Source organism: Rhodococcus sp. NPDC060086, from assembly GCF_042730275.1.
GTDB lineage: Bacteria > Actinomycetota > Actinomycetes > Mycobacteriales > Mycobacteriaceae > Rhodococcus.
Map to the genome: position 1 here is coordinate 15413 of NZ_JBHWWZ010000019.1, position 20715 is coordinate 36127.

General features: G+C 65.4%; 22 protein-coding genes. 16 read left to right on the plus strand and 6 right to left on the minus strand.

What is annotated here, in order from left to right; all coding sequences use genetic code 11:
- Positions 1 to 13: 13 nt before the first annotated feature.
- Entirely contained in the window at positions 14 to 772 is a 759-nt protein-coding gene (locus ACFWB0_RS13125; protein WP_378490880.1) for a cutinase family protein, read from the minus strand.
- A 105-nt stretch (positions 773 to 877) separates the two neighbouring features.
- On the minus strand, positions 878 to 1546 hold the full coding sequence (locus ACFWB0_RS13130) for an alpha-ketoglutarate-dependent dioxygenase AlkB family protein (protein ID WP_378490881.1): 669 nt from the start codon (positions 1544 to 1546) through the stop codon (positions 878 to 880).
- A 72-nt stretch (positions 1547 to 1618) separates the two neighbouring features.
- Between ACFWB0_RS13130 and ACFWB0_RS13135 the strand changes: the two genes are divergently transcribed.
- The 7 genes from ACFWB0_RS13135 (at position 1619) to ACFWB0_RS13165 (ending at position 7860) form a co-directional block, all read left to right on the plus strand.
- Positions 1619 to 2299: a TetR/AcrR family transcriptional regulator gene (locus tag ACFWB0_RS13135; RefSeq protein ID WP_378490882.1), complete on the plus strand. Its 681-nt coding sequence runs from the start codon at positions 1619 to 1621 to the stop codon at positions 2297 to 2299.
- 36 nt (positions 2300 to 2335) lie between these two features.
- Positions 2336 to 2839: a hypothetical protein gene (locus tag ACFWB0_RS13140; protein ID WP_378490883.1), complete on the plus strand. Its 504-nt coding sequence runs from the start codon at positions 2336 to 2338 to the stop codon at positions 2837 to 2839.
- A gap of 113 nt (positions 2840 to 2952) precedes the next feature.
- Positions 2953 to 3771 (plus strand): SDR family oxidoreductase, encoded by an 819-nt coding sequence (locus ACFWB0_RS13145; protein WP_378490884.1) that lies wholly within the window; start codon positions 2953 to 2955, stop codon positions 3769 to 3771.
- A gap of 22 nt (positions 3772 to 3793) precedes the next feature.
- Positions 3794 to 5017 (plus strand): acyl-CoA dehydrogenase family protein, encoded by a 1224-nt coding sequence (locus tag ACFWB0_RS13150; protein ID WP_378490885.1) that lies wholly within the window; start codon positions 3794 to 3796, stop codon positions 5015 to 5017.
- A complete protein-coding gene (locus ACFWB0_RS13155) occupies positions 5014 to 5796 on the plus strand; it encodes an SDR family oxidoreductase (RefSeq protein ID WP_378490886.1) in 783 nt (260 codons plus the stop codon). The genes ACFWB0_RS13150 and ACFWB0_RS13155 overlap by 4 nt, the downstream gene beginning before the upstream one ends.
- Entirely contained in the window at positions 5789 to 6823 is a 1035-nt protein-coding gene (locus tag ACFWB0_RS13160) for a phosphotransferase family protein (protein ID WP_378490887.1), read from the plus strand. The genes ACFWB0_RS13155 and ACFWB0_RS13160 overlap by 8 nt, the downstream gene beginning before the upstream one ends.
- 53 nt (positions 6824 to 6876) lie before the next feature.
- Entirely contained in the window at positions 6877 to 7860 is a 984-nt protein-coding gene (locus tag ACFWB0_RS13165) for an NADPH:quinone oxidoreductase family protein (RefSeq protein ID WP_378490888.1), read from the plus strand.
- 64 nt (positions 7861 to 7924) lie between these two features.
- On the opposite strand, the gene ACFWB0_RS13170 is transcribed toward ACFWB0_RS13165, so the two are convergent.
- Both ACFWB0_RS13170 and ACFWB0_RS13175 read right to left on the minus strand, forming a co-directional pair.
- The gene (locus tag ACFWB0_RS13170; protein WP_378490889.1) at positions 7925 to 9361 is read right to left on the minus strand and encodes an MFS transporter; all 1437 of its coding nucleotides are present in this window, start codon (positions 9359 to 9361) and stop codon (positions 7925 to 7927) included.
- A gap of 103 nt (positions 9362 to 9464) precedes the next feature.
- Positions 9465 to 10103: a TetR/AcrR family transcriptional regulator gene (locus ACFWB0_RS13175; protein ID WP_378490890.1), complete on the minus strand. Its 639-nt coding sequence runs from the start codon at positions 10101 to 10103 to the stop codon at positions 9465 to 9467.
- 124 nt (positions 10104 to 10227) lie between these two features.
- Here ACFWB0_RS13175 and ACFWB0_RS13180 point away from each other — a divergent pair, with 124 nt between their 5' ends.
- Genes ACFWB0_RS13180 through ACFWB0_RS13215 form a run of 8 tightly spaced genes read left to right on the plus strand, consistent with a single transcriptional unit; the run spans position 10228 to position 18196 of the window.
- Positions 10228 to 11016 carry a 3'(2'),5'-bisphosphate nucleotidase CysQ gene (locus ACFWB0_RS13180; protein ID WP_378490891.1) on the plus strand — a complete coding sequence of 263 codons (789 nt, stop codon included), beginning with the start codon at positions 10228 to 10230 and terminating at the stop codon, positions 11014 to 11016.
- Between the two features lie 11 nt (positions 11017 to 11027).
- Positions 11028 to 11933 (plus strand): sulfate adenylyltransferase subunit CysD, encoded by a 906-nt coding sequence (gene cysD, locus ACFWB0_RS13185; RefSeq protein WP_378490937.1) that lies wholly within the window; start codon positions 11028 to 11030, stop codon positions 11931 to 11933.
- Positions 11933 to 13834: a sulfate adenylyltransferase subunit CysN gene (gene cysN / locus ACFWB0_RS13190; protein ID WP_378490892.1), complete on the plus strand. Its 1902-nt coding sequence runs from the start codon at positions 11933 to 11935 to the stop codon at positions 13832 to 13834. Before cysD ends, cysN begins: the two co-directional genes overlap by 1 nt.
- Positions 13835 to 13878: 44 nt before the next feature.
- Complete coding sequence (locus ACFWB0_RS13195; protein WP_378490893.1) at positions 13879 to 14238, plus strand: nuclear transport factor 2 family protein; 360 nt, start codon at positions 13879 to 13881, stop codon at positions 14236 to 14238.
- Between the two features lie 26 nt (positions 14239 to 14264).
- Positions 14265 to 15047, plus strand: a complete 783-nt coding sequence (locus ACFWB0_RS13200) for an SDR family oxidoreductase (protein WP_378490938.1) — start codon at positions 14265 to 14267, stop codon at positions 15045 to 15047.
- A 22-nt stretch (positions 15048 to 15069) separates the two neighbouring features.
- Positions 15070 to 16215 carry a sulfotransferase family protein gene (locus tag ACFWB0_RS13205; protein ID WP_378490894.1) on the plus strand — a complete coding sequence of 382 codons (1146 nt, stop codon included), beginning with the start codon at positions 15070 to 15072 and terminating at the stop codon, positions 16213 to 16215.
- A 35-nt stretch (positions 16216 to 16250) separates the two neighbouring features.
- Positions 16251 to 17312 carry a DUF1214 domain-containing protein gene (locus ACFWB0_RS13210; RefSeq protein WP_378490895.1) on the plus strand — a complete coding sequence of 354 codons (1062 nt, stop codon included), beginning with the start codon at positions 16251 to 16253 and terminating at the stop codon, positions 17310 to 17312.
- Positions 17313 to 17323: 11 nt separating this feature from the next.
- Positions 17324 to 18196, plus strand: a complete 873-nt coding sequence (locus tag ACFWB0_RS13215; RefSeq protein ID WP_378490939.1) for a TIGR03619 family F420-dependent LLM class oxidoreductase — start codon at positions 17324 to 17326, stop codon at positions 18194 to 18196.
- A 48-nt stretch (positions 18197 to 18244) separates the two neighbouring features.
- Here the strand turns inward: ACFWB0_RS13215 and ACFWB0_RS13220 are convergent, their stop codons facing one another.
- Both ACFWB0_RS13220 and ACFWB0_RS13225 read right to left on the minus strand, forming a co-directional pair.
- Positions 18245 to 18736, minus strand: a complete 492-nt coding sequence (locus ACFWB0_RS13220) for an FBP domain-containing protein (protein ID WP_378490896.1) — start codon at positions 18734 to 18736, stop codon at positions 18245 to 18247.
- Positions 18737 to 19002: 266 nt separating this feature from the next.
- Entirely contained in the window at positions 19003 to 20220 is a 1218-nt protein-coding gene (locus ACFWB0_RS13225; protein WP_378490897.1) for an MFS transporter, read from the minus strand.
- Positions 20221 to 20315: 95 nt separating this feature from the next.
- On the opposite strand from ACFWB0_RS13225, the gene ACFWB0_RS13230 reads away from it, so the two are divergent.
- Positions 20316 to 20687, plus strand: a complete 372-nt coding sequence (locus tag ACFWB0_RS13230) for an ArsR/SmtB family transcription factor (protein ID WP_378490898.1) — start codon at positions 20316 to 20318, stop codon at positions 20685 to 20687.
- The last annotated feature ends 28 nt before the right edge of the window (positions 20688 to 20715 follow it).

Genomic DNA, 20715 nt, shown 5'->3' on the forward strand with positions numbered 1-20715 from the left:
GTCCGTGCGCGCGTCAGGGTTGGTAGTCGGGGTACTTCGTGTGGAGTTCCAGGTATCCCGTGACGTTGTCCCGGAGCCAGTCCTTGCCGTCGCCGGGGGTGCGGCCGTCGCACACCGCGTCGCCTTCGATGCAGATTCGTTGGACGGGGATCTGACCGAATTCGCTGCGGGCGCCGCCGAGCGTCACGCCGGGAACGACGGGGCCCGGGAACAGGGTCTCGATGCCGCGGGTGTCGCGGGGATCCGAGTAGAGGATGCCGCTGATCCGGTCGGGCGGGACGGATCCGTCGGCCGCGACCTCGGCGAGGACGTCGCCGGCGATCGAGGCGCCCTGCGAGTAGCCGAGGATCAGCAGGTCGGCGTCGGGACAGGTGCTGTGCCGGGCAGCAATGGTCTCGCGGAGGCGCTCGTGTCCGACCTGTTTGGACCTGTCGTAGGCGATGGCGCCGTCGTCGTCGATGCCGTCGCCGTCGTCGTGTGAACCGGTACTGGGCATCGGTACGACCACCGCGGGGTAGGGGATGTGTTCGACGACGGTGCCCGGACCGCGGTAGCGGTCGGAGATCTCAGCGAGCGGCGAGTCGGGGTCGATCGAGTCCGGAGTGCGGAAGCCCTTGGTGCCGTCGACCGCGAGGACATACCGATCGGGGCAACCGGGGACGGGTTCGGCGGACGCCGTGCCGACCGGAACGGTGAGCCCTGTGATGATCAGGCCGGTGGTGAGTAACCCTGCTGCGAGCAGGCCGAGAGCGCGTGGGTGTTTCCGGGGCATGCGTAGTTCTCCTCGTGTGCCCCCGACAGGCGATATTCGAATTCGACAATAGCGGCGTTTCGGCCGCTACGCATGTCCAGAATGCGAACTTTCCGGTGATTGTGGTCACCCGCGGGTGCGGCCGAGCCCGGTCGCGCGGAGAGTGACGTTCAGTCGTCCTCCCGCAATCCCGATGTCGGCGGGGCCGGTCTCCGGAAAAACCGAGGGCACACCGTGATACGCGAACCGCGAGGGGCCGCCGAAGACGAAGAGATCCCCGGATTCGAGCCGCACATCGGTGTACGGCCGGCCCCGCGTCTCGCAGTTCCCGAATCGGAAGACGCACGCGTCGCCGATGCTCAGCGACACGATCGGTTCGGCGACGCGTTCGTCCTTGTCCTGGTGCATCCCCATCCGGGCGCCGGCGTCGTAGAAATTGATGAGGGCTGTGTCCGGCTCGTAGTCGTCGGCTGGACGAGAGTACGCGTCGGCGACCGCTCTGCGGCCGAGGTCGGCGAGCCAACGGGGCAGTGGCGCGACGGGTGCGTCGTCGACGTCCACCGCGGTGCGCGTGTAGCGATACGGAGACCAATGCCATCCGAGACAGACGGTCTGCACCGACATCATCCCGCCTCCGGGGAGTGCGGTGTGTCGCATGGGCGCCGGGCCCCGAGCCCAGTCGCGGCACGCGCCGACCAGCCGGCGCTGCATCTCGCGGTCGAGCCACGCGGGCACGTGCACCGCCCCGGGCGCGACCTGGCGACGTGCGCGGGGAAGCGGTAGCGGTTCGTTCACGGTCGCGGCTCCTCGAGGCGCTCGTCGTCCAGGGTGGTCAGCGGTCACGTGCCGATCACGTATAAATACAGAATGCCGAGATCCGACACCGATGACACCTTCGACGAGTCTCCTCCGTCGATGGCGCCGTCGTCGTTGCTGCGGGATCTACCGGTCACCGAGCGAGGGTTGCGGACGCGGTCGTCGTTGATCGCCGCTGCTCGAACGGTGTTCGAGAGCACCGGCTACCTCGATACCCGGCTCGTCGACATCACGAAGCATGCGAAATGTTCGGCCGGCACGTTCTACACCTACTTCTCGAGCAAGGAAGAGATCTTCGCGGCGGTGCTCGAACTGGCGCAGGAGGACATGCTGCATCCGGGTATGCCGCGCGTGGCCGACGAGGACGATCCGGCCGCGGTCGTGGAGGCGAGCAATCGGGCGTATCTCGAGGCGTATCGGCGCAACGCGAAGCTGATGGGGCTGCTGGAACAGGTTTCGCATATCGATCCGGTGTTCCGCGAACTGCGTCAGAAGCGGGGCGACGCGTTCATCCGGCGCAACGCGCGCAGCATCGCGAATCTGCAGGACCGCGGACTCGCCGACGGCGAGGTCGACGCGCTTCTGGCGTCGAGGGCGCTGTCGGGCATGATCAGCCGGCTCGCCTTCTCTCACTTCGTCGTCGACGACGATGAGTCCGCGGACATGGACACGCTCGTGTACACCGCGACCCGGCTGTGGGTCAATGCGCTGCGGATCCCGCAGGGAACCTGAGACGTCCCGGGTGCTCGGCCGTCGTACGATGCCGGTATGACGACGACTCGCATCGCCGCCCTCGCTCTCCTCACAGCCGCGGCCTGCGTTGCCTGTAGCCAGCAAGAAGTAACCGTGACCCGCAACGGCACCGTCGTCTCGACGGTGGCGGACCCTGAAGCGGCGGAGGGCATCGACCCGTGTACCGCACTCTCCCGCGAGACTCTCGACCTGTTGGGGGCGGGGGAGGCGGTGCCGCGCGAGTTGTCGGCCGAGCCGGGATGCGAGTGGTCCGGGATGAACTCGTACATCACGCCCTCGGCGACGTTGTGGGTGTCCGGGAGGTCCGAGCCCGAAAGTGTCTGGGAGGCCACAACCGTCGCAGGTGTCGAGGTCGAGATCTGGACTCTCGCACCGGAGGGGGGCAGATACATCGCCCGCTTCGATGACCTCACGTTGTCGCTGAACTATCTGCGCGCACGCAGTGAGGTTCCCGCGGGCGAGGCCTTGGACCTGCTGATGGCCGACGTGCTTCGCGCGTACGGACGCGCCGAGACATAAGAGTCCTCCGCGGGTCGTGCGGCGTTGCGGACCCGCGCAACCTCAACAGTTGAAGTTGACGCCGCATTCAACTTATAGTGCGAGGACGAGGAGCACGACTGTCGGGAGGCAAAGTGGACGTTGCAGGGAAAGTCGCCATCGTGACCGGCGGGGGAAGCGGGATCGGTGACGCCCTCGCAGCGCGGCTCACGCAGGCAGGAGCGCGCGTCGTGGTCGTCGACCTCGACACCGCCGCTGCCGAGAAGACCGTCGCGCGCATCCTGGCGGAACACCCCGGCAGTGCCGTCGCCGCCGGAGCGGACGCATCCGATGCCGCCGCGATCGCCAGGGTCATCGAGATCGCCGAAACCCGCTTCGGGCCGGTCGATCTGTACTTCGCGAACGCCGGAATCACCGGCATGCACGGACTCGACCTCGACGACGACCAGTGGGAGAACATCTTCGACGTCAACCTTCGGGCGCACATCCGCGCCGCGAAACTCCTCGTCCCGGGATGGGTGGAACGCGGCGAAGGGTACTTCGTGAGCACCGCGTCCGCGGCAGGTCTACTCACCCAGATCGGTGCGGCAGGATATTCCGTCACCAAGCACGCCGCCGTCGGATTCGCAGAATGGCTGTCGGTGACCTACGGCGACCGGGGCGTCCGCGTCAGCTGCATCTGCCCGATGGGTGTCAACACGCCACTGCTGTACGCGGGCAGCAACTCCGGCGAGTCGCTCGGCGACCTCGGAACCCGCGCCGTGACATCCTCCGCGGCCGTGCTCGAACCCGCCGACGTCGCCGAGATCGTGCTCGACGGCATCAGCGAAGAGCAGTTCCTGATCCTCCCGCACCCGGAGGTACTCCAGATGTACCGGAACAAGGGCGCCGATTACGACCGCTGGCTGCGTGGAATGCGGCGCTACCAGCGGTCTCTGATGTCCGAATCCTGATCAACTCTTCGAGGAGCTTGCCATGTCACTGTTCGACCTGTCACCGCGCGCCGAGAAATATCGGACGGACCTGCTGGAATTCATGGATTCCCACGTCTACCCGGCCGAGGCCGTCTACCACCGTCAGATGGAAGAAGCCGGCGACCCGCACTTCCACCCGCCCATCATGGAAGACCTCAAGGCGGAAGCGCGTTCGCGCGGACTGTGGAATCTCTTCCATCCACATCCGGAGTGGGGCCCCGGACTCACCAACCTCGAGTACGCGCCCCTCGCCGAGATCATGGGCCGAAGTCCGCTGGCGTCGGAGGCCTGCAACTGCGCCGCGCCGGACACCGGCAACATGGAGGTGTTCACGCTCTTCGGCACCGACGAACACAAAGAGAAGTACCTGAAGCCGTTGCTCGACGGCACCATTCGCTCGGCCTTCGCAATGACCGAACCCGACGTCGCGAGTTCGGACGCCACCAACATCGAGATGTCGATGGTCCGCGACGGCGACGACTACGTCCTCAACGGCCGTAAGTGGTTCGCGTCCAACGCGATGCACAAGAACTGCAGGGTCCTGATCGTGATGGGTAAGACCGACCCCGCGGCGGCTCCTCACCGGCAGCAGTCGATGATGGTCGTCCCCATCGACGCCTCCGGCGTCACGGTGGTGCGCAACCTCCCTGTCTTCGGTTACCACGACCGCGAAGGCCACGCCGAAATCCTGTTCGAGGACGTGCGCGTGCCGTCGAAGGACGTCCTCAAAGGTGAAGGCGAAGGTTTCGCCATCAGCCAGGCGCGTCTCGGCCCCGGCCGGATCCACCACTGCATGCGTGCGATCGGTGTGTCCGAACGCGCACTCGAACTGCTCTGCCGCCGTGCACAATCACGCGTCACGTTCGGTAAACCCGTGGCCGACAACGCCAACATCCAGGACTGGATCGCCGAGGCGCGCATCGAGATCGAGATGATCCGCCTCCTCACTCTCAAGACCGCGTACCTCATGGACACCGTCGGCAACAAAGAAGCGCGCACCGAAATCGCGGCGATCAAGGTCGCGGGACCGAACATCGCGCTGAAGATCGTCGACCGTGCGATCCAGGTGCACGGCGGCGGCGGCGTCACCGACGATTTCCCGCTCGCCATGGCATACGCGCATCTGCGCACACTGCGTCTGGCCGACGGCCCCGACGAGGTACACAAGCGCGCGATCGCGAAGCAGGAACTGCGCAAGTACCGAGACCTGCGGCCCACCTCATGACCGGATTCGACCTGACGGGCAGGACAGCGATCGTCACCGGCGCCTCCCGCGGCATCGGATTGGAAACCGCCCGCGCCCTCGCAGAGGCGGGAGCGAACGTCGTCGTGACGTCGCGCAGCCAGGAATCGGCGGACGCCGCCGCTGCCGACATCGGCCCGGCTGCGCTCGGTGTGGGTGCACATGCCGTCGACGAGGAAGCTGCGCGTCGATGCGTCGACCTCACCCTCGACAAGTTCGGCAGCATCGACATTCTCGTCAACAACGCCGGGACCAACCCGTCGTACGGTTCGCTGATCGAGCAGGACCACGCGCGGTTCGCGAAGACCTTCGACGTGAACGTATGGGGTCCGATGCTGTGGACATCGTTGGCGGTGAAGGCGTGGATGGGCGATCACGGTGGCAGCATCGTGAACACCACGTCGATCGGCGGCATGAAATTCGAGGCGAATATCGGCGTGTACAACGCGTCGAAGGCCGCACTGATCCACCTCACCAAACAGCTCGCGCTCGAGCTGTCGCCGATGGTCCGCGTCAACGCCGTCGCACCCGGTGTCGTGAGAACCAAACTGGCCGAAGCACTGTGGAAAGACCACGAACCGCGGGTCGCGGCGTCCACACCGCTCGGGCGCATCGGTGAGCCCGTCGACATCGCGTCGGCCGTTCACTTTCTCGTATCGGATGCGGCGCAGTGGATCACCGGCGAGGTGATGGTGATCGACGGCGGCCGGCTGCTGGGCAACGCGGCGTCGTTCCGGCAGGGAGGCGCGCGCGATGCCTGAGACCGTGGTGGTCGGGATCGATACCGACGCGGTCACGGCGTGGGTCGCCGAAATCGTGCCTGCGCTTGCGGGCCCGCTGACCTTCGAGCGGATCGGGCTGGGGCAATCCAACTTGACCTACCTGATCGGCGAGGCATCCGGCCGACAGTGGGTGCTGCGCCGACCACCGTTGGGCACGTTGCTCGCGTCTGCGCACGATGTTGCGAGGGAAGCCCGGATCCTCTCGGCCCTCGAGCACTCCGCCGTACCCGTACCCCGGATTCTTGCGGTGACCGACGACCCGTCGGTCACCGATGCGCCGCTCGTCCTGATGGAGTTCGTCGACGGACTCGTCGTCGACCGGATGGCGGTGGCCGAGGCACTCACCCCGAAACAGCGACACACGATCGGGATTCGCCTGCCTCGGACGCTCGCGGCGATCCATGCCGTCGACCTCCACGCGGTGGGGTTGGCGGATCTCGCGAGCCACAAGCCCTACGCCCAGCGGCAGCTCACCCGGTGGTCGGGGCAATGGGAACGCTCGAAGACACGCGAGATACCCGGCCTCGACGACCTCACCCGGAGATTGTCCGCCAGTATCCCGGAACAGCGGGAAGTCACGCTCGTCCACGGCGACTTCCACCTGCGCAACCTCATCACCTCACCCGACGACGGTGAGGTGAGAGCCGTACTCGACTGGGAATTGTCCACACTCGGAGAACCCCTGGCGGACATGGGAAGCATGCTCGCGTACTGGAGCGAACCCGGCGAGCACACCGCGGGAGACTTCCCGGCCACACAACTGGACGGCTTCCCGAGCCGTGCCGCACTCGTGGAGATGTATCTCGCCGAGACCGGTCGCGACCCCGCCGCACTGAAGTTCTGGCATGCACTCGGGTTGTGGAAGGTGGCGATCATCGCCGAGGGCGTGATGAGGCGCGCGCTCGACGACCCGCGCAACAAGGCAGCCGCGAGCACCCCGACCGTGGAGCGCATCGACGCGCTCGTCGACGCCGCCCGGGCGGTCGCGGCCGATGCCGGAATCTGACCGACCGACAACCACCGACCTGAAGGCTGTGACTACGTGAAGGCTGTGATCTTGTGAAAGCGTGGCGTGTACACGAACTCGGTGAGCCGCGAGATGTACTCCGGTTCGAGGAGATCGACGACCCGGCGGCAGGCCCCGGGCAGCTGCTCGTTCGAATGCTCGCGGCACCGGCCAACTTCCCCGACGTGCTGCTGTGCCGGGGAAAATATCAGGTCAGGCCCCCGCTGCCGTTCACGCCGGGAGTCGAACTGTGCGGTGAGGTGATCTCCGTCGGGGAGAACGTCACCCGTTTCTCCGTGGGCGACCGGGTCATCGGAAATCCGAATCTGCCGCTCGGTGCGTTCGCCGAGCGCACCGTGATGGACGAGGTGAACGCATTCCCCGCACCCGCGTCGCTCGACGATGCGTCGGCGTCGGCGCTGTTCATCGGATATCAGACCGCATGGTTCGCGTTGCACCGCAGAACGCGCCTGCTCGAGGGAGAGACGCTGCTCGTGCACGCTGCTGCGGGCGGTGTGGGCAGCGCCGCGGTGCAACTCGGCAAGGCTGCCGGCGCCCGTGTGATCGGCGTGGTGGGCGGGCCCGAAAAGGCCGAGTATTGCAGGAAGCTCGGCGCCGACCTGGTGATCGACCGGCACACCGATGATTTCGTACCGTTGGTCAAGGAATTCACCGGCGGCAAGGGCGCCGATGTCGTGTTCGATCCCGTTGGCGGCGATGCTTACACCGGATCGACGAAGTGCATCGCGTTCGAGGGCAGGATCGTGATCATCGGCTTCGCCGGCGGAACCATTCCCACCCCGGGACTCAATCACGCACTGATCAAGAACTATTCGATCATCGGCCTGCACTGGGGTCTCTACAAGGAACGCAACCGCGCGGTGATCGAAGAATGCCACACCGAACTCGCGGCTCTCGCCGAGTCCGGGGCGATCGCGCCACTGGTCAGTGAGAGGCTGTCATTGTCGGAGCTCGCCGATGGGATTGCGCGGCTCGGTGAGGGAACAACCGTGGGCAGGGTCGTCTTCGAGCCGTAGCAGTACGCCTCGACGCAGTGATCGGCCGGCGGTTCTCGGAACCGCCGGCCGATCCTGAGTTCCGTCAGTTCTTCTGGTATTTGATGCTGAGTGTGAGCACGATCGTGATGGCACACATGACCACGAGCAACGCGCACACGGCCCCGAGCGCGGCCACCGTCGGCGTCGACGTGCCGGGCACGACGAGGGTGGCGAGCAGGACCGTCGTGATCGACGTGCCGATCGCCATCGCCGCGGTGCGCACGACCGACTGGCTTCCGGTGATCTCGCTGGTGTTGTGCTCGGGCACGAACTCGACCAGCAGGTTCGGCAGTGCCGTGTAGGCGAACGCGGTCGCAACGGAGACGGCCACCACCAGTGCGGTCATGCCGACGACCGAGCCGTGGAAGAGGAAGAACGAAGCGCACGCGATCATGAACACCGTGGTGCCGAGGAGCAGCGACGACCGGGCGCCCAGTGCTGTCGCGATCTTGCCTGCGAGCGGGGTGAAGAGCATTCCGATCATGGCGCCGACGAACGAGAGCATCCCGGCGTGGGTGGCCGACAGGCCGAGTCCGAACGGCGCGGTGGTGGGTGTCTGCATGATGATCGGAATGAGCATCGTTGTCACGCCGATCGGGCCGATGCCCAGCGCCACGGTGGCGAGCATGGTGGCGGCGACGTTGCGTTCGGCGAGCAGGCGCAGGTTGATGATCGGAGACTTGCGGCCCAGTTCCCAGCGCACCCACCAGGCGAAGATCGCGATGCCGGCCACCAGCAGACCGAGTACGCGGGGGTCGCCCCAGCCCCACGACTTGCCCTGGGTGAGCGCCAGCAGGATGGCGGTCACGGCGATGGCCAGACCGATCGCGCCGACGAAGTCGACCTGTTGACGTTCGGTGTCACGATGACGCCACGGCAGCACGGCCTCGACGAGGACGACGCATCCGATGGCGTAGACGGCTGTGACGACGAACATGTACCGCCAGTCGCCGAGGTCGATGATCAGGCCGGCCACGAGAAGCGATGCGGCACCGGCGGCGACCGCGGAACCGGCGATCAACGCGACGGCCATCGGCACCTTCTTCGCCGGGAGGTGCTCGCGGGCGAGGCCGATACACAGGGGCAGGATCGCGCCTGCGACGCCCTGGATCGCACGTCCGAGGATGACGCCCCAGAGAGTGCCGAAGGCCATGCTGACGATGGATCCGACTGCTGCGCAGATCAGGACGATGATCAGGACGCGCTCTCTGCCGTACATATCACCGAGGCGGCCACATACGGCGGCGGAGGCGGCAGCAACCAGCAGGAACGCGGTGACGCTCCATCCGACGGCAGATGCGTCCGTATTGAAGATCTCGGTGAACGTCGGGAGCGCCGCGTACATCATCGATGTCTCGAACGCGCTGATGATTTCCACCGCGATCAGTACCGACACGATCAGCCAGACCGGGCGCGTCCGTTCGTATCGCTGTTGCGTGCGTGTCGATCGGGGCCGATCGGGTATCACCGATGTACTCATACGAGCTCCTGAATTCCGTGAGGCTTCGAGGGAGCACGGTATGGTTGTGTGGCTGGTCACAATGGCCGAGTACCGCTGAGTGGGACTTTCGACTGAGTCTTTGTCACCCTTGTGTCCGCGGCCCGTCTTCGGGCGCAGTGATGGCCCGGGTCAGCGATGCCGCGGCGAATTCCGTGAGCTCCGCGTGATCGAGGTCGGCGGCCCAGTTGTGGACGATGGTGTCGGCCACGCCCTGGAGGACGGACAGGGCGAAGGGGAGCATGGCCGGGTCGTCGCGCAGTGTGCGGTGTTCGGCGGCGGCGGCCTCCGTCAGCGCGGCATGGAGCTCGGTGTTGTACTCCCGGGCGGTTCGCCGCACCTTGCGGACAGATTCGCGTTCGGTGTGGTCGTCGCCTTCGACGTCGCGCCAAGTGGCAGTGAAGCGGCCGACTCGCCCCCACTGGCGAGTGGACTCGGGGATCACCGCGGCGAGCAGCGCCGCGACTCCGCGGTCGCGGGGGAGAGCGGCCACGAACGACCGGGACTCGATCTGACTCTCGTTGAGTAACGAGGTGAAGATGTCCTGTTTATCGGTGAAGTACTGATAGATCAGCCCGACGCTGGTTCCGGAGCGTTTCGCGACCGAGCGGATCGTCAGTGCGGAGTACCCGCCCTCGTCCAGCAGGGCGGCAGCCGCATCGAGTGTGCGGCGACGCCGTGCCTCTGCGTCCCCATAGATCGATTTGCTGCTCGATTCGCCCATCGTCCCACCGTAGCCGGGGTGCGGCGGTTGTCGACGTCCGCACCGGCGTGGCGTCTCCGACTGAGATCGAACATTGTTCGAAATGGGATTGAACAATGTTCGTTCTGTGGTTAGAGTCTCATTCATGGACCACGGCGCCCCGGTGGCGACACACCCGACCCCTCCCTTCTCGAATGCAGACGATGCGCTCGCGGCATCGGAATTGGCAACTGCTGCAGGAGCATTACTCCTCGATCTCCGTCTCGGTCTCGAATCCGGAGCGGATCCGGACGAGATTCGTCGGTTGGGAGACCTGAAGAGTCACGAGTGGCTCGTCCACGAGCTTGCGAACAGGTTCCCCGAGGACTCGGTGCTCTCGGAAGAAGGTGCAGACGACCTCGCCCGGCTCGGCTCGGACCGTGTGTGGATCGTCGACCCCCTGGACGGCACCCGCGAATTCGGGGAGTCGGGACGCGCCGACTGGGCCGTGCACGTCGCTCTCGTCGAGAACGGACTGCTGACCGTCGGCGCGGTCGCGATGCCCGCCCTCGGTGTGACCTACTCGACGGGCGACACCCCCACAGCCTTCTCGTCGCTATCGCACACCCCTCGCGTGGTCGTCTCCCGCACCCGCAAACCCGAACCCGTGCTGGCCCTCGCGACCGCCCTCGGCGCGGAACTCGTGGAGATGGGATCGGCCGGCGCGAAGGCGATGGCCGTGGTGCGCGGCGAGGTCGACATCTACGCCCACACCGGCGGCCAGTACGAGTGGGATTCCGCAGCCCCCGTGGCGGTTGCACGCGCCGCCGGACTGCACGTCTCACGAATCGACGGCTCCGAACCCCACTATAACCAGGAAAACCCCTGGATGCCCGACCTGTTGATCTGCCGCCCCGAACTGGCCGGCGAAGCATTGGAGGTGCTCGGACGATGAGCAGTCCCACCATCAGAAAAAACCTGACACACCTGGAACGTCTCGAGGCCGAGAGCATCCACATCATGCGGGAAGCGGTCGCCGAGAGCGAGAACCCCGTGATGCTGTACTCGGTCGGCAAGGACAGCGCCGTGATGCTGCACCTGGCCCGCAAGGCATTCTACCCGTCCCGCCTACCCTTCCCGCTGCTCCACGTCGACACCACGTGGAAGTTCCGCGAGATGTACAAGCTGCGCGACGAGACCGCTGCCGCAGGAGATCTCGACCTCGTCGTCTACAAGAACCCCGAATGCATAGAGAGGGGTATCAACCCGTTCACGCATGGTTCGGCGACCCACACCGACATGTGGAAGACCGAAGGCCTCAAGCAGGCCCTCGACCTCCACAAATTCGACGCCGCATTCGGAGGCGCGCGCCGCGACGAGGAGAAGTCCCGTGCCAAGGAGCGCGTCTTCTCGATCCGCTCCGCCGAGCACCGCTGGGATCCGAAACAGCAGCGGTCCGAACTGTGGCGGATGTACAACGTCCGCAAGTCGCCCGGTGAGTCTCTGCGGGTGTTCCCGCTGTCGAACTGGACCGAACTCGATGTGTGGGAATATATCCGGCAGGAGAACATCCCGATCGTCCCGCTCTATTTCGCGGCGAAGCGACCCGTCGTCGAGCGTGACGGCGCACTGATCATGGTCGACGACGACAGGATGCCGCTGCTGCCCGGCGAGGTTCCCGAGCTCAAGAGCGTGCGCTTCCGCACCCTCGGCTGCTATCCGCTCACCGGCGCCGTCGAATCCACGGCCGAGACGTTGACCGACATCATCCAGGAAATGTTGCTCACCACCACTTCCGAGCGCCAGGGTCGCGTGATCGACCACGACTCCAGTGCCTCGATGGAGAAGAAGAAGCAGGAAGGGTACTTCTGATGACTCAGCCTTCGGAACTGATCGCCGACGACATCGAGCAGTACCTCGCGCGGCACGCGAACAAGTCGATGCTCCGCTTCATCACCTGCGGCAGCGTCGACGACGGCAAGTCCACCCTGATCGGGCGCCTGCTCTACGAGTCGAAACTGGTCTTCGAGGATCAGCTTTCCGCGCTCGAAGCCGACTCACGCAAGGTCGGCACCCAGGGCGAGGGTCTCGACTTCGCGCTTCTCGTAGACGGTTTGGCTGCCGAACGCGAACAGGGCATCACCATCGACGTCGCGTACCGCTACTTCTCGACCGAGCAGCGCAAGTTCGTCGTCGCGGACACCCCGGGCCACGAGCAGTACACCCGCAACATGGTCACCGGCGCGTCCACCGCCGACCTCGCGGTGATCCTCATCGACGCCCGCAAAGGTGTGCTCACCCAGACCCGTCGGCACTCGTACCTCGTCTCGCTCCTCGGCATCCGCCACGTGGTGATCGCCGTCAACAAACTCGACCTGGTCGACTACTCGCAGGATGTGTTCGACGACATCGTCAGCGAATACACGAGTTTCGCAAACGAGATCGGGCTCGGAGACGTCGTCGCGATCCCCATGTCGGCGTACGTCGGTGACAATCTCACCGAACGCAGCTCCAACACGCCCTGGTACCACGGGCCGACGCTGATCGAGCACCTCGAAGACGTCGAGATCGACGATGACCTGCGCAATGGCCCGTTCCGCATGCCGGTGCAGTGGGTCAACCGCCCCAACCTCGACTTCCGTGGCTTCTCCGGCCAGATCGTCGGCGGAGCCGTGCGGCCGGGCGACCGGATGCGAGTTCTCCCCAGCGGCAAAGAGTCCACCGTCGCGCGGATCGTCACCATGGACGGCGACCTCGACGAGGCCATCGCCGGGCAATCGGTCACCATCACCCTCGCCGACGAGATCGATGTCAGCCGTGGAGATGTGCTCGCCGGAGCGGAGATGCTGCCCGGTGTGGCCGACCAGTTCGAGGCGCACGTGGTGTGGATGGGCGAACACGAGATGCTGCCCGAGCGTCCCTACCTGTGTCAGATCGGGACGATGACCGTGCAGGCCCGCATCACCAAGCCCAAGCACAAGGTCAACGTCAATACTCTCGAGAAGACCGCGACCAACACGCTTGCGCTCAACGAGATCGGCGTGTGCAACATCAGCTTCGACCGGCCGGTGCCGTTCGACACCTACGCTGCGAATCGCGATACCGGCGGGTTCATCCTCATCGACCGGCTCACCAACAGCACGGTCGGCGCCGGCATGATCGCGCACTCGCTGCGCCGCTCGGACAATATCCACTGGCAGGCTGTGGACGTCAACGGTGATGCCCGCCGGGCGCTCAACGGCCACGGATCGCAAGTGCTGTGGTTCACCGGCCTCTCGGGCTCCGGGAAGTCCACCATCGCCAACGAACTCGAGCGTCGGCTGCACGCACTCGGCTGCCACACGTACCTGCTCGACGGCGACAACATCCGGCACGGTCTCAACCGCGACCTCGGATTCACCGAGGCAGACCGGGTGGAGAACATCCGGCGTGTCACCGAGGTAGCCCGGCTGATGGCCGACGCCGGTCTGATCGTGCTGGCATCCTTCATCTCGCCGTTCCGTGCCGAGCGCGATGCTGCTTGCGAACTGGTCGGGTCCGACCAGTTCTGTGAGGTATTCGTCGACACCCCGATCGCTGTCGCCGAGCAGCGGGATCCGAAGGGCCTCTACAAGAAGGCACGTCGCGGAGAGCTGACCAACTTCACCGGCGTCGATTCCCCGTACGAGCCGCCGGAGCATCCAGACCTGCGGATCGACACGACCGCGACGTCACCCGAAGATGCGAGCGCGCAGATCATCGAGCTGCTGCGCAGCCGCGGCGCGATCGCCTGAATCTGTTCCCGCGTACCACCCACCCCTCACGGAAGGAACGTTTCTTGCCTACGAGAGACGAAATCTGTTCGGCGCTCGAGTCGTATGTGAAGCACCTGGGAAACCACGATGTGGACCAATTGGTGTCGCTGTTCGCGGAGGGCGCCGTACAACACGAGCCGCTCGGCGTGCGGACATACCGTGGCCTCGAGGAGATCCGCGGGTTCGACATCGAGAACGCGAAGGTGGACTTCACGGTGAGCCGCCACTCGCCGATCATCGTCACCGGCCGGTATGCCGCGATGCAGGTGCGAGTGGCGCGTGAGGGGATGCCCGCGTTCCTCGCCAGCGACCTGTTCGAGTTCGACGACGACTGCCGAATCGTTTCGCTCAGCGTCGTGATCGACCCGCAGGCCCAAGTGTGACGGCGGCCGAGCGAGCCGCGCCCACGATGCCGATACTGCTCGAGGGCAAGGTCCTCGTCGTCTCCGGTGTGGGGACGGGGCTCGGACGCTCGGTGGCCGTCCGCGGCGCGCTCGCAGGAGCCCGCGTCGTCCTGGCCGCCCGGACCGAATCGCGGCTGACGGAGGTCGCCGAGGAGATCCGGGAATTGGGCGGTACCGCGGTGTCCGTGCCGACAGACGTCACTGACGACGCGTCCGTCACCAATCTCGCCGAGTCTGCGCTCGCAGAGTTCGGAGTCGTCGACGCGGTAGTGCACAACGCGTTCGTGCAGCCACCGCACGAGCGGCTGCTCGACACCGAGTTCGAGGTGGTCCGGCAGGGCCTGGACATCAATCTGCTGGCGGCACTCAACCTGACCCGGAAACTGGCGCCCGCGCTGGAACGGTCCCAGGGATCGGTCGTGATGATCAACTCGATGGTGCTGCGGAACCAGCTGCCGAACTTCGGTGCCTACCGTGTGATGAAAGCCGGTCTGCTCGCCCTCGCCCGAAGCCTCTCGGTGGAGATGGGGCCGACGGGAGTTCGGGTTAATTCAGTTGCACCAGGATATATCTGGGCTGAACGTGTCCAGCGGATGGTTGAGAAGCAAGCGGCGGAGCGCGGCGTCGACCCGGCCGAGGTCTACGCCGAGATCGCGGCCGGAACGGATCTGCGTCGACTTCCCGAGCCCGACGACATCGCGAATGCCGTGCTGTTTCTCGCCTCCGATCTCGCTCGCGCGATCACTGGGCAGTGCTTGGACGTCAACTGCGGCCACGCCCATCACTGATTCACTCTCAAAGGACTCATGGATGACACACGACTACGACGGCATCGGCTCTATCGACGACCTGCATCAGGCCGCGCGCGAGGCCGCCGGTTACGACGACTTCGGCAGCGACGACTACCTCGAAGGGCTGCGGGTTCTGCTCGAGTCGTTCGAACGGGAGGCCGACCTCACTCCTCACGGTAAAGTGATCGCGCACAAGATGATCGTCGCCGCGCTCGCGGGACGCTTGTCCAGCGAGGCCGGATTTGCGAAATACCCTGAGCATGTCGGTGTTCCGATCGATCGCCCGATCTTCGTTGTCGGGTTGACGCGGACCGGAAGCACGGCGCTGCACCGGTTGCTCGGCGCCGACCCGGCGCATCAGGGTGCCGAGATGTGGCTCGCCGAGCGGCCGCAGCCGCGTCCGCCTCGCGACACGTGGTCGGAGAACGAGGAGTTCGTGCGTTCGGATGCCTTCTATCGGGCTCGCCAACGTAACGAGACAGATCTGATGAAGGTGCATTTCATGGGATCGGAGGAGGTCGAGGAATGCTGGCGTCTGCTCCAGCAGACGATGCTCTCGACCGCATTCGAGACCGTCGCATACGTTCCGAGCTACACCCGGTGGCTCGCGGGGCAGGACTGGACTGAAACGTATGCGCGGCACAAGAGGAACCTGCAGTTGATAGGGCTGCACGACTCGGACCGGCGGTGGGTACTCAAGAGCCCGAGTCATGTCTTCGCGATTGATGAGATCATGTCTGTCTACCCCGATGCGCTGTTCGTTCGCACCTTCCGGGATCCGCTGACGTCGATGGCGTCCACATTCAGCCTTGCGGAGCAGGGCGGCCATGACATGTCGAAAGCCTTCGACCGACCCGCCATCGGGCGCACCCAACTCGACTTGTGGGCGCGCGGAAACGCGAACTTCAACAGTGCCCGTACCCGGTACAACCCCGATCAGTTCATCGACGTCGACTACAAGGACTTCATCTCCGACGCGGTCGGCACCGTCGAGAAGATCTATTCGCAGTTCGCCATGCCCTTCACGGACGCGGCCCGCGCTGCGGTGGAGGCATCGCACCAGGCGAGCCTCGCTGACCATCGCCGGCCGTCGCACCGCTATTCACTCGAGGAGTTCGGCGTGAGCGCCGCCGACGTCGAGGCGAAGTTCGCTGCCACCGTGTGAACACTTGAAACATCCACCAGAACAGGGGTACTCATATGAACGCTACGTGGGAAAAGTTTTGCGCAGATCTGCTCGAGGTCGGGAAGGTCCTCGAGGACGACATCGTCCCCCAGGATCCACTGACTCAGGCCGAGGGGGTTCGCTACCTGAGCCGGTTGCTCCGATACGGAACCATCAACTGCGTCGAGTACACCGATCCGCGCTGGCCGCAGTTCACGTCGGCGCCGAACTCGAACATGATGACGAAGATCGGTGCCGACAACCCGGACAACGTCTACATGCGCGCCAATATCTCGGGTAAGTACACGTACCGGGTCGTCGGGAGCCGGGGCACTGTCCCGCTCATCACGTTTGGTTCACGCGTCAACCGGTACCACATCGATGGCACCATGTTGCAGACCGGCGACCTGCACATCCACGATCTCGAGGTCGACGAGAACGGCCGTTTCGAGTTCATTGCGAGCGTCGACAAGCCCGCCGAGGGTGCCTGGCTGCCGCTGTCGCCGGACAGCAACCTCATCTCTGTTCGGCAGACTCACCGGGACCGGCGCAACGAGGTCGTCGGTGAGCTGTCGATCGAGTGCCTCGACCCGGATGGGGAATTCGAGCCGCTGAGCCCGGAGGCGTTGGGCGAGCGACTGACCAAGTCGGTCGGGATCGTGAAGGGCATGGCGGAGACCTTCCTCGAGTGGTCACGCAGATTCCAGCCCCAGCCCAACGAGATCTTCGACCGCGGCCAGGCCCAGTTCCAGGAGGCCGGTGGAGATCCCACGATCTTCTATCTGCACGGCTATTGGAAACTCGCCGCCGACGAAGCCTGGGTGATCGAGACCGAGGTGCCCAACTGCGAGTACTTCAATTTCGTGTTGCAGAACTTCTGGGTCGAGTCGCTCGACTACAACCGGACGAACATCTACATCAACAACCACACGGCGAAGTTGAACGACGACGGCACCCTGACGATCGTGGTCGCCGCGAAGGATCCCGGCTACGGAAACTGGATCGATACCGATTCGCACGCCGAGGGTACCTGGGCGATGCGCTGGATCAAGGCCGATTCTCATCCGATCCCGACGTCGCGTGTGGTCGAACTGTGAGTTCGGTGCCCATGAAATGGGCACTGCCCGCAGCGATGATCGATGCACGCGACCTGCCGGAGTTCGCCCGAGTCGCCGACGAAAGCGGCTACGACGCGATTGCATTGCCCGACTCGGTCTTCTACCCCGAGACGGTGTCGGCCGACTATCCGTATTCACCGGATGGCAAGCGGATGTGGGCTCCCGAGACGCCGATGCCGGACCCGTTCATCGCGATGACTGCGATGGCCGCGGTCACGCAGCGCGTGCGGTTCTACACGAACGTGCTGAAGTTGCCGCTGCGCGACCCGCTGCTCACCGCAAAGCAGGTCGCGACGATGGCGGTGATGTCGCAGAACCGTATCGCCGTCGGTGTCGGATTATCCTGGATACCAGAAGAGTTCGAGTTCACCGGTACCGAGATGCGCACTCGCGGTGCCCGCACCGACGAAGCCATCGCCGTCGTCAAGGCCGTGTGTGCCGGCGAAGGTCCGCAGTGGGTCGAATTCCACGGTAAGCACTACGATTTCGACCGCCTCATGATCAGCCCGGCGCCCGATCGGCCCGTTCCGATCTACGGCGGCGGCCACAGCGAGGCGGGCCTGCGGCGCGCGGCGCGGCTGGCGGACGGCTGGATCTCGGTCAATACCGATACCGAAGGGCTCACCTCGGCGATCTTGCGACTGGCGGAGCTACGTTCCGAATTCGGCCGCGCCGAGGTTCCGTTCGAGATCGATGTGTCGCCCACCGATGTCTCCGACGTCGACGGGTACCGTGCGCTCGCCGACATCGGGGTCACCCGTGTGCGCGTGGCACCCTGGCGGATGTACGGGGCGGACCCGTCCGATCCGCAGGCCCGACTCGATGCCATCCGGAGGTTTGCGGACGCTGTCATCCGACCGTAGGTCGTCGTCGCCACTCCCTCGAACGCGGGGGAGTGGCGGCGGTGTCTGTCAGTGCGAGCCGACGCGGGCGATGAACGCGTCCAGATTGGACCGGACCCGCTCGATTCTGTCGTCGACGGGTGAATCGTCGCGATACTGTCGCCCCCCGCTCGGGGTCTTCTTGCGCCGTGCGTAGAGCGAACAGTCGAGGTCGGCGCACATGTAGATGCCGACGGTATTGCCACGTCGTCCGGAATCGCCGGTCTTGCTCGCTGCCATGAGGTGCACTCCGCCGTTGGGGTGGGTCGTCTGGCAGACCGAGCACATCTGCGCGGGACGCCGGCCGCCGGACCCGTGGCGCAACGCGACCCCGACCAGTTCGTCGCCCTGCTGGGTCACCACGTAGCAGCGACCGGGATAGGACGGATCGGTCCAGCCGAGGAAGTCGAGGTCGTCCCAGGGGAGACCGTCCAGGTCGGCGGGAACGGACAGGCGCTTCGCGTCACCTTTCGAGCAGTTGATGAACGACGATCTGATGTCGCGTTCGGTGACCGGCAGCATGTTCTGCCTCCGTTCTGGGATGAGTGGGACGTCCGCCGAGGTTACGGGCACTCGTTCGCCTGAGCAACGGGTTTTCCGGTGTGCGACCCGCTGAAGTGATCGATCCTGTCGATGATGGGAAGTACGTACCGTCCAGCGAAACACGTCCAGGGTCGCTGTCGGGTACTTGCGGAACACTGGCGCTGTGGCGGAGTGGCTTGCAACGCAGCTTGATCGAGGCGATCTGTAGCGATCATTGCGGCGGGCAAACGGGGACGTGAGTTCGCTCATCGTGCGTCCGTAGCGGACGGTGACTTGCTTCGCGTGCTGGCGCGCACCACCACCAGGGCGATCATCGCGACGGTACCGAGAGTCGCTGCGAACGCGATCACGGCATTGCCGAGTCCGATGGCGTCAGCGAGATAGCCGGTGGCTACCGGCAGTACTCCGGCTGGGATATATCCGGAGATGTTGAGCGCGGCGTTGGACTCGGCACGCCGATCCGGAGAGATCCGCGTAGCGATGAGTGTGAGGCCGGCAAGCTGACCAAGTCCTTGTGCAGTGCCCGCGAGCAGGGCGGCAGCAAGGAAGACCGGCCACCACGGCGTCACCGTGACGGCCATGGTCAGCATCCCCATCGAGGCCACGGCGGCAACGGAGCTGAGTGCGAGATGGGAGCGGGTGGAGAGGCTGCCCGCGGCGAATTGGATCCCGGTCGCGAGGAAGAACATTGCACAGGCGATAGCCCCTGCGGCCAGCGGATCCGGGACGCTGAGGGGGACGGCGAGCACCGAGGGACCAAGGGAGAGCACGAACGAGGTTGCCGTGATCCCTGGCCCGAAGGTCGCCGCACCCCACATCAGCTCGCGTCGGCGGTCCCGGGGTGGACGCGGCCACCGCAGGAGAGCGTCCGAAGACGTGGCATGGTCGGCAGCGGGGAGCGGCAGCCGCACGCTGACTGCCAGGGCGGCGACTCCCAGTGCCGTGACGAGGGCGAATGTCCACAGCTGCGGGGTGGTGGTCGCCTTCGCGGTGACGCCCGAGAGTAGTGGGCCGATCCCTGCGCCGAGCACCATGGAGGCGGACGCGATGAGGCCCCCGGCCCGCTTGCGGGCGGTCGGGGCGACGTCGACCACCGCGGCCATTCCTGCTGTCACCGCACCACCGACGGCGACACCGGCGAGCAGTCGTGCCGCCAGGAGCCACAGGACGCCTTGTGCGAGCAGGAACAACGCCCCCGACATGATCGCGGCCACCATTGCGGGCACCAGGACCACGCGGCGGCCGTACCGGTCGGCGAGCCTGCCCGCGATGACCAGCGTGCCCACCAGTCCGATCATGTAGCAGGCGAAGATGATCGTGAGCATGCCTGAGGAGAATCCCCACGTCCGTTGCCACTCGACATACAGCGGCGTCGGGGCGTTGGACAGCACGAATACCGCTACCACGGTCAACGCTGCCGCCACCGACCATCGCAGATCCCGTTGCTCGACTACCTTCTCCATCCGCACCACCTAGTTCGAAATTTCTCGTACAAGTACGAGTCGAGTCGAACTTAACATCAGTACGAATAATCTCGTACATCAGCTAATCTGAAGGTATGCACAGGCTTGCGTCGACCTACGCCCGCGGAGGGGAGCCGAGAGGTCTCCCCGCGCGGCTTCCCGAGCCTCCGGCCGAGGCCATCCGCCTCGAACGCGTCATGGGCGTTCTCGCCGAGCCGTTGAGGCTGACCGTCGTGCGGCGGCTCCTGCTGTCGTCCGAAGAATTCGATCAGACCTGTGGGTGGTTCGGGTTCGACCGGCCGAAATCCACGCTCACGCATCACTTCAAGGCGTTGCGCGAGGCCGGTGTCATCACCCAGCGTCAGTACGGGCTCGAGCGGCGCAGTCGCGTGCGCCTCGAGGACCTGAATGCCCGCTTCCCGGGGCTCATCGACCTTGTGCTGGATTGGAGTCCGGACGCGAACTGACGCGCTGGATCGATGCGTAGCGCGGCGA

Excerpts from the sequence above, each read along its gene's own strand:
- ACFWB0_RS13125 (WP_378490880.1), bottom strand. The coding sequence starts at position 772 with ATGCCCCGGAAACACCCACGCGCTCTCGGCCTGCTCGCAGCAGGGTTA.
- ACFWB0_RS13135 (WP_378490882.1), top strand. The coding sequence starts at position 1,619 with ATGCCGAGATCCGACACCGATGACACCTTCGACGAGTCTCCTCCGTCG.
- ACFWB0_RS13140 (WP_378490883.1), top strand. The coding sequence starts at position 2,336 with ATGACGACGACTCGCATCGCCGCCCTCGCTCTCCTCACAGCCGCGGCC.
- ACFWB0_RS13150 (WP_378490885.1), top strand. The coding sequence starts at position 3,794 with ATGTCACTGTTCGACCTGTCACCGCGCGCCGAGAAATATCGGACGGAC.
- ACFWB0_RS13155 (WP_378490886.1), top strand. The coding sequence starts at position 5,014 with ATGACCGGATTCGACCTGACGGGCAGGACAGCGATCGTCACCGGCGCC.
- ACFWB0_RS13160 (WP_378490887.1), top strand. The coding sequence starts at position 5,789 with ATGCCTGAGACCGTGGTGGTCGGGATCGATACCGACGCGGTCACGGCG.
- ACFWB0_RS13170 (WP_378490889.1), bottom strand. The coding sequence starts at position 9,361 with ATGAGTACATCGGTGATACCCGATCGGCCCCGATCGACACGCACGCAA.
- ACFWB0_RS13175 (WP_378490890.1), bottom strand. The coding sequence starts at position 10,103 with ATGGGCGAATCGAGCAGCAAATCGATCTATGGGGACGCAGAGGCACGG.
- ACFWB0_RS13180 (WP_378490891.1), top strand. The coding sequence starts at position 10,228 with ATGGACCACGGCGCCCCGGTGGCGACACACCCGACCCCTCCCTTCTCG.
- cysN (WP_378490892.1), top strand. The coding sequence starts at position 11,933 with ATGACTCAGCCTTCGGAACTGATCGCCGACGACATCGAGCAGTACCTC.
- ACFWB0_RS13200 (WP_378490938.1), top strand. The coding sequence starts at position 14,265 with ATGCCGATACTGCTCGAGGGCAAGGTCCTCGTCGTCTCCGGTGTGGGG.
- ACFWB0_RS13205 (WP_378490894.1), top strand. The coding sequence starts at position 15,070 with ATGACACACGACTACGACGGCATCGGCTCTATCGACGACCTGCATCAG.
- ACFWB0_RS13210 (WP_378490895.1), top strand. The coding sequence starts at position 16,251 with ATGAACGCTACGTGGGAAAAGTTTTGCGCAGATCTGCTCGAGGTCGGG.
- ACFWB0_RS13215 (WP_378490939.1), top strand. The coding sequence starts at position 17,324 with ATGAAATGGGCACTGCCCGCAGCGATGATCGATGCACGCGACCTGCCG.
- ACFWB0_RS13220 (WP_378490896.1), bottom strand. The coding sequence starts at position 18,736 with ATGCTGCCGGTCACCGAACGCGACATCAGATCGTCGTTCATCAACTGC.
- ACFWB0_RS13225 (WP_378490897.1), bottom strand. The coding sequence starts at position 20,220 with ATGGAGAAGGTAGTCGAGCAACGGGATCTGCGATGGTCGGTGGCGGCA.
- ACFWB0_RS13230 (WP_378490898.1), top strand. The coding sequence starts at position 20,316 with ATGCACAGGCTTGCGTCGACCTACGCCCGCGGAGGGGAGCCGAGAGGT.